This is a genomic window from Flavobacterium sp. KACC 22763, assembly GCF_028736155.1.
Taxonomy (GTDB): domain Bacteria; phylum Bacteroidota; class Bacteroidia; order Flavobacteriales; family Flavobacteriaceae; genus Flavobacterium.
In genome coordinates this window covers 4,075,172-4,088,556 of sequence record NZ_CP117879.1, presented here as the reverse complement: position 1 = coordinate 4,088,556, position 13,385 = coordinate 4,075,172, and the positions used below count along the sequence as shown (strand labels likewise).

Here is a 13,385-nt window from a genome sequence, read left to right as displayed (position 1 = left end):
TTAATTTTATTATTAGACATGTATAAAACTTCTTTTTTTAAGAAATCTCTTTTAGCTGTACTGGCTGTTTTTTTATATTCTTGTGACAAAGATTTCAATGCGATTGGTGATGGTTTAGTTGGTGATGATCACTTTGGACTTGAGTCTGAAAAATATGATGTTATAGCTTTTAATCAAGAAGTTACTCCTATTCAGTCAAATAATATGACGCCAAATGCGCTAGGTATTTTTGATAATCCGCTTTTTGGGACTACAACTGCAAATTTTGTAACTCAGGTGGGATTGACCTCTTATGCTCCAACAATTGGGGCGTCTGCTGTAATTGATAGTGTAAAAATAGAAATTCCATATTTTAGTCATATTACGGCTACTGATAAAGACGGGAACAACACTTATGAGTTAGATTCTATTTACGGAGATAAAAACGGAAAACTAAAATTAAGTGTTTATGAATCTGGAATCCAGATGAGAAGTAGTTATTTTAGTGGTGGTAACCAGTTACCGCAGTTTTATTATACAGATCAAAACACAGAATTCTCTAATAAAAAAATTGGAGAAAGACTAAATAATGGTGGTGTTTTAGAGAATGATGAGTTTTATTTTAATGCAAAAGAGATTGTAATCAAAACGACTGATCCTACTACAAAAGCAGTAACAACGGAGAGAAAAAAGCCTCAGATGACTCTGCATCTTAATCCACAATTTTTTCAAGATAAAATATTGAATGCAGCAGCTTCTAAACTTTCATCTGAAGATGTTTTTCAAGAATATTTCAGAGGTCTGTATTTTAATGTTGAAAAATCTGGATCTAGTCCAAGTAATATGGCTCTGATGAATTTTAGTGAAGGTAAAATTACGATTTATTATAGAGCTAAAACGGAATCTACAGCAGATGCTGATGATGCTATAGAGGTTAAGAAGATCGAAATGAATTTAAAAGGTGCTTCTGCAACAACATCAAATACAGCTAATTTTCTAGATGATGCGCGAAATCCTGAGTATGTAAGTGCTATAACGACAAACGTTAATAAGACGGATGGAGATGAAAAGCTCTATTTAAAAGGGGGACAGGGATCTTTAGCTATTATAAAACTTTTTAATCAGACCGATGTATTGAGTTATAATTCTGCTGGTGAACCTGTAAGCGGCGGAAATGGTGTTCCTGATGAGCTGGATGGAATTAGGAGTAATGTTGTGCTTAAGAACTGGAAAGTTAATGAAGCGAACTTAGTATTCTATATTGATGCCGCTAAAATGGCAGGGACAGAAGAGCCAAATAGAGTGTATTTGTATAATTTGACAAATAATACTGTTTTAGCAGATTATTCTGCAGATGCCTCTTCTGCTTATGGAGGTTTGATTACTGTGGGTTCCGATAAAAGAGGAACAAGTTATAAAATTAGAATCACAAGCCATTTTCGTAATTTAATTAAGGATGCAACGGCTAAAAATGTTGATTTAGGACTGGTTGTTTCTCAAAGTGCTACAACGCTTACATTTAATGCGTTAAAGAACAAGATTCAAATTAATGATAATCCAATTGAATATTTTTCTGCGGCACCAAGAACATCAGTTATGAATCCTTTGGGTACAGTCTTATTTGGAGGGAAAAAAGGAGGTTCGCCTGATTCAGAACAAGAAAAGAAAAGACTGAAACTCGAAGTATACTACACGAAACCAAATTAATAAATATATATGTGTGGAATTGTTGGATATATCGGTCACCGAGAGGCTTATCCTATTGTGATAAAAGGATTAAAGCGTCTTGAGTACAGAGGATATGATAGTGCCGGCGTTATGTTGTATGACGAAGAGGCAGGTATTAAAGTTTGTAAAACAAAAGGTAAGGTTTCTGACCTTGAAGCTAAAGCCAATGAAGGTTTTACAACAAACGGAAATATTGGAATTGGACACACGCGTTGGGCAACTCACGGGGTTCCTAATGACGTGAATTCGCATCCTCATCTTTCTAATTCTGGAGATTTGGCAATCATCCATAACGGAATTATAGAGAATTATGCGCCTTTGAAAGAGGAGCTTATCAAAAGAGGTTATACTTTTAAGTCAGATACAGATACTGAAGTTTTAGTTAATTTAATAGAAGAAGTTCAAAAGAAAGAAAATATTAAATTAGGTAAAGCGGTTCAGATTGCGTTGAACCAAGTTGTTGGTGCGTATGCAATTGCTGTTTTTGATAAAAAAAATCCAAACGAACTTGTTGCGGCTAGATTAGGAAGTCCGTTGGCAATTGGAGTTGGAGAAGGAGAGTATTTTGTTGCTTCTGATGCTTCCCCATTTATAGAATATACTTCTAATGCGGTTTATTTGGAAGATGGCGAAATGGCTAATATCAGATTGCACAAGCCAATTAAAATTAGAAAAATCCAGGATGACTCTTTAGTTGATCCTTACATTCAAGAACTTCAAATGAACTTGGAGCAGATTGAAAAAGGAGGGTATGATCATTTCATGCTTAAAGAAATTTACGAACAGCCAAGTGTAATTAAAGATACTTACAGAGGAAGACTTCATGCAAATGAAGGAATTGTTCAGATGGCAGGTGTTGAAGATAACTTGGAGAAATTCTTAAATGCAAAACGTATTTTAATCGTAGCGTGCGGAACTTCTTGGCATGCAGGTTTAGTAGCAGAATACATCTTTGAAGAATTTACACGTATTCCTGTAGAGGTAGAATATGCTTCTGAGTTTAGATACAGAAACCCAATCATCAATAAAGATGACGTAGTTATTGCGATTTCACAATCTGGTGAAACTGCTGATACTATGGCGGCTATTAAATTGGCTAAAGAAAACGGAGCATTTGTATTTGGAGTTTGTAACGTAGTGGGTTCTTCTATTTCTAGAGAGAGCCATGCGGGTGCTTATACACATGCAGGACCAGAAATTGGAGTGGCTTCTACAAAAGCATTTACTACTCAGATTACAGTTTTAACGATGATTGCTTTACGTTTAGGAAAAGCAAAAGGAACGTTGTCAAATACAGATTTCCATACGTATCTTCAAGAATTAGAAATCATTCCTGAGAAAGTGTCTGAAGCTTTAGAAACAAATGATAAAGCTAAAGAAATTGCCGCTGCTTTTAAAGATTCGCCAAACTGTCTTTATTTAGGTAGAGGATACAATTTCCCAGTTGCTTTAGAAGGAGCGTTGAAATTAAAAGAGATTTCATATATCCACGCAGAAGGTTATCCAGCTGCTGAGATGAAGCATGGTCCGATTGCTTTAATTGACGAATTAATGCCAGTTATTGTGATTGCTCCAAAACAAGGACATTACGATAAAATTGTAAGTAATATTCAGGAAATTAAATCAAGAAGCGGTAAAATTATTGCTGTAGTTACAAAAGGGGATACTCAAGTTCGAGAATTAGCAGATTATGTAATCGAAATTCCAGAAACTTCAGATGCATTATCGCCATTAGTTACAACAATTCCGTTGCAATTACTTTCTTACTACATAGCAGTTATGAGAGGTTGCAATGTTGATCAGCCTCGTAACTTAGCGAAGTCAGTTACAGTAGAATAGATTTTATTTAAATATAAAATATGTTAAAAAAGCGAGATTTAGGTCTCGCTTTTTTTTATTGTCAAAAATTTTTTCAGGCACATGTATTTTTATGAATTTTTCAGTTTTTTGATAAAAATTTATATGTATGCATAGCAAACGGATTTTTCTTTAGGTTTTCTTTGTTTTTATTTTAATAAATTGAATTAGCAAATAGTTAAAATATTGTATAAAACAGTGATAAATATTAATTTTATTTAACATTTTTTTATGCATATTAAAATATTTATGTATTTTGGCTATATATACTAACAATAAAACTAACCCTAATGAGAGTCTACTTGCTAATTATGTTGTTATTCAGCGGAGTATCTTTTGCGCAGAATACAATTACAGGTTCGGTTACTGACAGTAACAAGCAATCTATTCCTGGTGCCAATGTTGTTGTGGTCGGTGAAAATAGTGGTGCATCCACTGATTTTGACGGGACATTTAAATTGACAACAAATGCCAAACTCCCTTTTTCTGTTAAAGTTTCAGCCATCGGGTTTGAGTCAAAAACGATTAATGTGACAGCGGCCAATCAAAAATTGGTTGTGCTGCTTAAAGACGAAGAAACGAAATTGGATGAAATTGTAGTTTCTGCTTCAAGGACACCAGAAAGAGTAATTGAATCTCCTGTTACAATTGAACGTATGGGGCTTCAGGAAATAAAGAATACAACTGCTCCAACTTTTTATGATGGTTTAGAAAATTTAAAAGAGGTAAACTTTAATACAAGTAGTATTTCTTTTAAATCGATAAATACTCGTGGTTTTGCTACAGTAGCCAATACTCGTTTTATGCAACTGGTAGATGGAATGGATAATTCGTCTCCGGCTTTGAACTTTGTTTTGGGGAATTTGATTGGGATTTCAGATATTGATGTTGCTAGTGTAGAGCTTTTGCCGGGTGCGTCTTCAGCGTTGTATGGTGCAAATGCTTTTAATGGAATCATGTTTATGAGCAGCAAAAGTCCTTTTACAAATGAAGGGATAAGCGTTTACTACAAATATGGGCAGACTAGTCAAGATGCAGCCGGAACAAATGATTATAATGATTTCGGAATTAGAGCAGCAAAAGCTTTTACGAAACATTTTGCAATGAAGGCTAATTTTACTTATATGGAAGCTTCTGAATGGATCGCTAACGACACGAGAAGTATGACGGGAGGTTCTGTTGGGCATGCTATGAATCAGAATTATGATGGTTTGAATATTTATGGTGACGAGGTGACTACTTTTATTCCAAATGTAGGGCAGGTTAGTAGAACGGGATACCGCGAACAAGATTTAACAGATAATAAGGTTCAAAGTATGAAGGCTGATTTGAGTGCTCATATTAGACCTTGGGCAGATGATACAGAATTTATACTTCAATATAAAATTGGTACAGGAAGTACAATTTACCAAGGAGCAAATAGATATGCTTTGAAAGGTTTCTTGATGGAGCAAGGTAAATTTGAGGTAAAAGGGAAAAACTTTTTTGGAAGAGTTTATTTTACAAGCGAATCGGCTGGAGATTCATATGATATGAGATTTGCGGCTTGGAATGTTAACCGAGCAGCCAAATCTGATCAAGAGTGGTTTACAAATTATGCTACTGCATATCAATATGCTGGGGCGGTAATGGGGACTAATGCAAATGAGTCTGCTCAGATTGCGAGAAACTTTGCGGATTACAATGTATTGCCTGCGCAAATATCGTTTATTCCAAAACCGACTGGTTCACCAAGATTCGAGCCAGGGAGCGCGCAATTTAATAGTGCTTTAGCAACTGTAGTGGCAAATCCAGATTTGACTCAGGGTGCTAAATTTATTGATCATTCGAAATTATATCATTCAGATGTTAATTATAATTTTAGAGATATTATTAAATGGGCTGAAGTTCAAGTTGGAGGTTCGTGGAGAAAATATGTGATGAATTCTGAAGGAACTATTTTTACAGATTATGATGGTCCGATCGAATATAAAGAATATGGAGCTTATGCGCAATTGCAGAAAAAATTCTTAGACGATAGATTGAAGTTTACAGGATCTTTGCGTTATGATAAGAGTCAGAACTTTGATGGAAACATTTCGCCAAGAATTTCATTTGTGTATTCTGCAGGGGCATCAAAAAAACATAATTTCAGACTATCTTATCAAACAGGTTTCCGTAACCCAACTACACAAGATCAATATATTGGTCTTGATTTAGGGCCTTTTGCATTAATTGGTTCTGCTCCAGAAAACTTAGATCGTTTTCAAGAAACTGTAAATGTAAGTGCGGCAGGGCAAGCCGCAGGACAGCCAGCTACGATTGGTATGTCTGGGCAAAATGCATATCATAATGCGTATACAGTGGCTTCGGTTCAGGCTTTCGCGGCTTCATCAAATCCTAACGATCTTCAAGTTGCTGATATTGGTTTAGTGAAGCCAGAGCAAGTTCAGGCTTTCGAAGCAGGATATCGTACAGTTGTACAAAATGATTTGTCTGTAGATTTGAATGCTTATTATAATATTTACAATGATTTCATGAATACTGCTAGGGTTATTTCTCCTTATTATGGAACTGTTGGAACAGATCCGACAAACCCTGCTGTTCAGCAAACTTACCAAGCTCTTGCTTTTGGTGATAGAAGAGTGTATCAGGTTTATACCAATACAACTGCTCGAGTTTCTTCTTTTGGTTTTGGAGCTGGATTATCTAAAAAAGTTTATAAAGATTTTGAAGTAGGTGTAAATTATAACTACTCTCAATTTGATTTCAATCAAGCGGATGATCCAGATTTCGTGGCTGGATTCAACACTCCAAAACATAGAATTAAAGCTTCTTTAGGGAATGCTAAAGTGATTAAAAACTTAGGCTTTAATGTAAATGTAAGATGGAATTCTGAGTACTTATGGGAGTCTTCTTTTGGAGATGGTATGATTCCTGAAAATACAGTTTTGGATGCTCAGGTAAATTATGCTATTCCAAAATGGAAATCGGTTATTAAAGTTGGAGCAACAAACCTTTTCGGCTCAGATTATCTTCAGGTTATTGGGGCAGGTATGATTGGTCAAATGTGGTTTGCTTCATGGACGATTAATCCATAAGGATAATTATTTATGTGAAATTGGTATGGCTTCTTTGAAGTTATTTGAAAAATGAAGAGGTAATAATTTAAAAAGTACTAACATGAAAAAAAATATAAAAATGCTGCTGCTGGTTTCTTTATTCTTTATGGCAGCTTGTAATAATGATGATAATAATGCTCCAGAAGAAGTTCCAGTAGTTCCAGGTTCTGCGGTTTTTACTAAATACGTGTCGCTTGGTGATTCTTTTGCTGCCGGATACAGTGATAATGCATTGTTTAAAAAAGGTCAAGAAAACTCATATGTAAATATCCTGTCGCAGCAATTTGTGGCAGCGGGCGGTGGAGCTTTTACACAGCCGCTTATGAATGATAATATCGGAGGTTTATTGTTGGGAGGTAATGTTGTTGCAGGAACAAGACTTTATTTTAATGGTCAAGCTCCAATAAATGTTTCGGGAAAACCGACAACTGAGATAACATCACACTTAACAGGGACATTTAATAATATGGGAGTTCCTGGTGCTAAAAGCTACCATCTGGTTGCGGCAGGTTATGGAAACGTAGCTGGTGTGGCTACAGGAGCTGCAAATCCATATTTCGCAAGATTTTCTAGTACGCCTACTACTACTGTTTTAGCAGATGCTGTGGCTCAGGCTCCGACATTCTTTTCTCTTTTTATTGGAGGAAATGATGTGTTGAGTTATGCTACTTCTGGAGGTATTGGTAAAGATCAGACTGGAAATATGAATCCAGCGACTTACGGAAGTAATGACATTACAGATCCAACAGTGTTTAAAACTATTTATTCTAATTTAGTTACAGCTCTAACGGCTAATGGTGCAAAAGGAGTTGTGGCAAATTTACCTTATATTACAACTTTGCCATATTTTACAACTGTTCCTTACAACCCTGCTCCTCTTAGTGCGGCTTTGGCGACTCAGTTAAATGCTGGTTATGCGGCTTATAATGGAGGTTTGCAACAAATGGTTGCCAATAAGCTTTTGGCGGCAGACGAGGCGGCTCGCAGGACTATAAATTTTAAAGCAGGAAATAATGCAGTTGTTGTTGTAGATAGTTATCTTACTAATCTTTCAGCGTATGGTATTCCATCTTATAGACAAGCAACAAAAGAAGATTTGGTGGTATTGTCTGCAAGAACATTTATTGGAACAACTGTGGGTGGAGATCCAACAAAAGTTAATGGTCTTTCTGTGCCTTTGGCGGATAATTGGGTTTTGACAAAAGATGAAGTTAATGAAGTGAAGAAGGCAACTGACGCTTATAACTTAGCCATAAAAGCCATTGCGGACGAAAAAGGACTTGCATTTGTAAACACAGTTAGTACTATGACGCAATTATCAAGCGGCGGTGTTCGATTTGGGAATTTCGTAATGTCATCTACTTATGTAACTGGAGGCGCATTTTCTTTAGATGGAGTTCATCCAAGTGCAAGAGGATACGGATTGATAGCGAATATATTTATTGATGCAATTAATGAAAAGTATGGTTCAACGCTTCGTCATGTTGATTTGGCTCAATATCCAATTCAATATCCGGCAACACTTCCATAAATACCATTTTTTTTAGTTTAAAAAACCGCTCATTTATACCAATGAAGCGGTTTTTTTCTTTTATTAAAAAAATGCTGTTTTTGTTGTTTTTTAGGCAAGTTTTATGAATCAAACAAAATCATGCTATTTTTTATGAAAAAAAAATTGATTTTATATTTTAAAAAATTATCTTTGCGCTCTGAAAAAAGAGGTATTTTCGATAAACCTAAATAGCTATTTAATAAATACATAAGTAATGTCAAAAGTAATAGGAAAAGTTGCTCAAATCATTGGACCAGTAGTAGACGTAGTTTTCAACGGTAAAGATGTTGAACTTCCAAAAATTTATGATTCACTAGAAGTCACTAAAAAAGACGGAACTATCTTAGTTCTAGAAGTACAATCTCACATTGGTGAAAACACTGTTCGTACCATTTCTATGGATTCAACAGACGGTTTAAGCAGAGGATATGAAGTAGTTGGAACTGGAAGCCCAATCCAAATGCCAATCGGTCCAGACGTATATGGAAGATTATTTAATGTTGTTGGAGATGCCATTGACGGTTTAGGTGATTTGCCAAAATCTGGAGAGAACGGTTTGCCAATCCACAGACCAGCACCAAAATTTGAAGATTTATCAACTTCATCTGAAGTTTTATTTACAGGTATCAAAGTAATCGATTTGATTGAGCCTTACGCAAAAGGAGGTAAAATTGGATTGTTTGGTGGTGCTGGAGTAGGTAAAACGGTATTGATTCAGGAGTTGATCAACAATATCGCAAAAGGTCACGGTGGACTTTCAGTATTCGCTGGAGTAGGTGAAAGAACACGTGAAGGAAATGACTTGCTTCGTGAGATGTTAGAGTCAGGAATTATTAAATACGGTGATGATTTCATGCACTCTATGGAAAATGGAGGATGGGATTTATCTAAAGTAGATATGCCAGGAATGAGAGAGTCTAAAGCTACTTTCGTTTTCGGACAAATGAATGAGCCACCTGGAGCTCGTGCACGTGTGGCACTTTCAGGATTATCTATCGCTGAGTATTTCCGTGATGGAGCTGGATCAGATCAAGGTAAAGACGTATTGTTCTTCGTTGATAACATCTTCCGTTTTACACAAGCGGGTTCTGAGGTATCAGCACTTTTAGGACGTATGCCTTCTGCGGTAGGTTACCAACCAACATTAGCAACTGAGATGGGTGCAATGCAAGAGCGTATTACATCTACAAACAAAGGATCTATTACATCTGTACAAGCGGTTTACGTTCCTGCGGATGACTTAACTGACCCGGCGCCGGCTACAACTTTCGCGCACTTAGATGCTACAACTGTATTGTCTCGTAAAATTGCTGAGTTAGGTATCTATCCTGCGGTTGACCCGTTAGATTCTACTTCTAGAATCTTAACTCCTCAAATTTTAGGAAACGAGCACTACGACTGTGCACAAAGAGTAAAAGAAATTCTTCAAAAATACAAACAATTACAAGATATCATCGCGATCCTTGGTATGGAGGAGTTATCTGAAGAAGATAAACTTGCAGTAGCAAGAGCACGTCGTGTACAACGTTTCTTGTCTCAGCCATTCCACGTAGCAGAGCAATTTACAGGTATCCCAGGTGTATTAGTTGATATTAAAGATACTATCAAAGGATTTAACATGATTATCGATGGTGAGTTAGATCACCTTCCAGAAGCAGCTTTCAACTTGAAAGGTTCTATTCAAGATGCAATCGAAGCTGGAGAGAAAATGTTAGCTGAAGCTTAATATAATTATGAATTATGAGTTATAAATTATGAGTTTCTGCTCACTTATAACTCATAACTTATAACTCATAACTCAAAAAAAATGATTTTAGAAATAGTATCACCAGAAGCGAAATTATTTTCAGGAGAGGTAACATCAGTTACTTTGCCAGGAGTTAACGGAAGCTTTCAGATTTTAAATCATCACGCCCCAATTGTTTCAATCTTAGAAGAAGGAACAATTAAAATTGCAGCTCCAAGCTTCAGTTTTTCTAAAGAGGCTGCTGATAAGTTTACGAGAGTTAATGACCAAACTTATACTTTAGGGATTAAGTCAGGAACAATCGAAATGAAAAACAATAAGATAATTGTATTAGTTGACTAAAACAATTTCAAAATAAGCTGAAAAGGCCAGACAGTATTGTCTGGCTTTTTTGTTTTTTTAGGTTGAGAATTTTCAATTATTTTATGATCCCCCAAAATCCACTGGATACATATGCGTTTACAGTAAATCCTGAAATAATTCCCCAAGAGATAATTCCGAAAGCACTTATAGAAAATGCTTTTACTAATTGAAGTTTGGTGCTTTTATTTAAAAAATTGTAATAAAAGAGCGTAAAATAAAAAAGCTGAAACAATAGAAAAAACAAAGTCTGATAATTGGGTGATAGGTGGAATAATAGTGAAATCGGCAAGATTAGTAGCGTATTGACTAATATGCAAAAACCGAGCATATACATACCTGCTACCAGATGTTCTGTATAGTTGTAGTTCTCTTTTTTGTAAAACAGCCAGAAAAAGAACGCTGTAAGAGGTAAAGCCATCATTGCCATTAAATTGGAGTATTTTCTCATGAAATGAGTCATTTTTTCTTTTCTCTCATAAAGATGCACGATTTTTTCTTTTTGAATGGGGTCTGAAATAGTGCTAAGTTCCTGATTTTCTTTTTGAATGTCGACCGGAGGTGTTTCTTTTGGTATATTGGAAATGAAAACAAAGATCGCAGCAACTAACAAGAAAAAATTTAGTGGAGGAAAGTATTTTTTTCTTTTGCCATTGATGTATTCCTTAGCAACAACTCCACTTTTTAAAGTCAAATTTTTGATGAGCTGAAAAATGCCTTTGTCAGCATGTGTAAAATAATGAATTGCTTCATGAAAAATCTCGTGCGGACTTATACGATGCAAATTAACTTTTTGACTGCACTCAGGACAATAATTAAAATTTGGGTAATTGTGTGTCTCACAATTTTTACAAATGATCTTCATTTTTTTCTTTTTTAACGCAATATACAAATTAGTAGGAATCAGTTTATAATTTGAAAATTAGAGATATTAATGTTTTAATTAACAATATTATTCATGCTAAGATGACATAGTTCAGAAGAATTTCAAAATAAGCTGAAAAGTCAGAGAATATTGTCTGGCTTTTTTTATTTTCTTACTTTTGAATTATCAAAATCTCTTTATAAAATATTTGATCAATTGTAAAGGCTCAGTAAGCTTTTGCATTTTGTTTCATCTTGAATGATGGAACATAACTTTTTATGTCAAATTTTATAAAGAATATATATGAAAAATATATCAAAAGTTGCTGTTCTTGGCGGTGGCGGAAGAACAGGAAAATATTTAGTAAATCAATTACTAGAAAGCGGATTTAGTATAAAACTTTTACTAAGAAATCCAGACAATTTTACTATTCAAAATCCAAAAATAGAAATTATTAAAGGAGATGCTATTGATGATGAATCAATAAGTTTATTGCTTAGAGATTGTCAAGCTGTGATCAGTACTGTTGGGCAGAGGCCTGGAGAACCTATGGTGGCAAGTCAGGCAACAAAGAATGTTTTAATGGCTATGAATGAGTATGGAATTCAAAGATATGTTCTTCTTGCGGGACTAAATATCGATACTCCGTTTGATAAAAAAAGCGCTAAAACAATTATGGCAACAGACTGGATGAAAACTCATTTTCCTGAAATCCAGAAAGACCGACAATTCACTTACGATCTTCTACATGATAGTAAGACTGATTGGACGCAAGTTCGTGTTCCGTTAATTATTTTTTCTGATGATAGTAATGAAATCTCTGTAAATCTTGAAGATTGTTTGGGAGAAAAAATTACAGCGTTGGATATATCAAAGTTTCTCGTAAAAGTGATGGTCGAGTCAAATTACATTAGACAATCACCTTTTATAAGTGCTATTTAAAATTTAGAATAACGGCGGATTGCTTATAATCCGCTGTTTGTTTTATTCTAATAGGAATTGCCTAACTTTGTTTTTATGAAGTTTCCAGAAAATCTTAATCGAAAAATAGAAAGCTGTAAACAGGAAAATCTGTTTAGAAAATTACCCGTGTTTAATAATCTGGTGGATTTCTCCTCAAACGATTATATCGGATTTTCTAAATCAGAAACTATTTACAAGCATACTCATGCTTATTTATTAGAAAATGAGATTTTTCAAAATGGAGCTACGGGTTCGAGATTGACTACTGGAAACCATTCGCTTTATCAAATTGCAGAAAGTTCTATAGCGCAATTTCACGAGGCAGAATCAGCTTTAATTTTTAATTCGGGCTACAATGCCAATTTGGGTTTTTTTAGCGCTGTGCTGCAAGAAAATGATGTTGTTTTGTATGATGAATTGTGTCATGCTTCTATAAAAGATGGAATTGCAATGTCTAAGACAAAATCATCTTCGTTTATCCATAATGATTTTGAAGATTTGGAAAAGCATATTCTTAAATTTTCAGATGCAACAATTTATATTGTAACAGAAACTGTCTTTTCTATGGATGGCGATAGTCCGAATTTGGAAGAGTTAGTACAGCTTTCAGAAAAATACAATTGTTATTTGGTCGTTGATGAAGCCCACGCTTTAGGAGTCTTTGGTGAAAAAGGAGAAGGATTGATTCAGTACTTGCATTTGCATAATAGAATTTTTGCTCGAATTGTAACTTTTGGAAAAGCTTTAGGATGTCAAGGTGCGGCAGTTTTAGGAAGTACCGAACTCAGAGATTATTTAATCAATTTTGCTCGAAGTTTTATCTATACTACTGCTTTGTCTCCTCATGCTGTTGCGACAATCTTTACAGCGTACCATCAATTAGAAATTGAAAAAGAAGCTATTGAAAAGCTTCGGAAAAATATTGTGTTTTTTAATCAGCAGAAAAAAATGTTAGGATTAAAACCAATGTTTGTTCACAGTAAATCTTCGATACATTCCGCTATTATTCCGGGAAATAAGAATGTAAGCGAGTTATCACAGCAGCTTCAGGACAAAGGGTTTGATGTTCAGTGCATTCTTTCTACTATTGTTCCAGAAGGTCAGGAACGTGTTCGTTTTTGCATTCACAGTTATAATTCGCAAGAAGAAATTAATCAAGTTTTAGAATGGGTTAGAGATTTTGTTTTTTGATTATAAAAAAAAATAAAAAACCCATCTTTATGATGGGTTTTG

9 protein-coding genes are annotated in these 13,385 nt (G+C 35.0%); 8 read left to right on the top strand and 1 reads right to left on the bottom strand.

Annotation, left to right across the window (positions count from 1 at the left end):
• Positions 1-18: 18 nt before the first annotated feature.
• The 6 genes from bamH to PQ463_RS17090 all read left to right on the top strand — a co-directional run bounded on the left by bamH (position 19) and on the right by PQ463_RS17090 (position 10,306).
• Positions 19-1,686, top strand: a complete 1,668-nt coding sequence (gene bamH / locus PQ463_RS17115; protein ID WP_274254716.1) for a BamH family beta-barrel-assembly machinery protein — start codon at positions 19-21, stop codon at positions 1,684-1,686.
• A gap of 9 nt (positions 1,687-1,695) precedes the next feature.
• A complete protein-coding gene (gene glmS, locus PQ463_RS17110) occupies positions 1,696-3,546 on the top strand; it encodes a glutamine--fructose-6-phosphate transaminase (isomerizing) (RefSeq protein WP_111425297.1) in 1,851 nt (616 codons plus the stop codon).
• A 308-nt stretch (positions 3,547-3,854) separates the two neighbouring features.
• On the top strand, positions 3,855-6,644 hold the full coding sequence (locus PQ463_RS17105) for a TonB-dependent receptor (protein WP_274254715.1): 2,790 nt from the start codon (positions 3,855-3,857) through the stop codon (positions 6,642-6,644).
• A gap of 82 nt (positions 6,645-6,726) precedes the next feature.
• The gene (locus PQ463_RS17100; RefSeq protein ID WP_274254714.1) at positions 6,727-8,196 is read left to right on the top strand and encodes an SGNH/GDSL hydrolase family protein; all 1,470 of its coding nucleotides are present in this window, start codon (positions 6,727-6,729) and stop codon (positions 8,194-8,196) included.
• 235 nt (positions 8,197-8,431) lie between these two features.
• Positions 8,432-9,943 carry a F0F1 ATP synthase subunit beta gene (atpD, locus tag PQ463_RS17095; protein WP_111425289.1) on the top strand — a complete coding sequence of 504 codons (1,512 nt, stop codon included), beginning with the start codon at positions 8,432-8,434 and terminating at the stop codon, positions 9,941-9,943.
• An 81-nt stretch (positions 9,944-10,024) separates the two neighbouring features.
• A complete protein-coding gene (locus tag PQ463_RS17090) occupies positions 10,025-10,306 on the top strand; it encodes a FoF1 ATP synthase subunit delta/epsilon (RefSeq protein WP_111368086.1) in 282 nt (93 codons plus the stop codon).
• Positions 10,307-10,382: 76 nt separating this feature from the next.
• On the opposite strand, the gene PQ463_RS17085 is transcribed toward PQ463_RS17090, so the two are convergent.
• On the bottom strand, positions 10,383-11,189 hold the full coding sequence (locus PQ463_RS17085; protein ID WP_274254713.1) for a DUF3667 domain-containing protein: 807 nt from the start codon (positions 11,187-11,189) through the stop codon (positions 10,383-10,385).
• A gap of 303 nt (positions 11,190-11,492) precedes the next feature.
• On the opposite strand from PQ463_RS17085, the gene PQ463_RS17080 reads away from it, so the two are divergent.
• Both PQ463_RS17080 and PQ463_RS17075 read left to right on the top strand, forming a co-directional pair.
• Positions 11,493-12,131 (top strand): NAD(P)-dependent oxidoreductase, encoded by a 639-nt coding sequence (locus PQ463_RS17080; protein WP_274254712.1) that lies wholly within the window; start codon positions 11,493-11,495, stop codon positions 12,129-12,131.
• A gap of 75 nt (positions 12,132-12,206) precedes the next feature.
• Positions 12,207-13,343: an aminotransferase class I/II-fold pyridoxal phosphate-dependent enzyme gene (locus PQ463_RS17075; RefSeq protein WP_274254711.1), complete on the top strand. Its 1,137-nt coding sequence runs from the start codon at positions 12,207-12,209 to the stop codon at positions 13,341-13,343.
• Positions 13,344-13,385 lie beyond the last annotated feature (42 nt).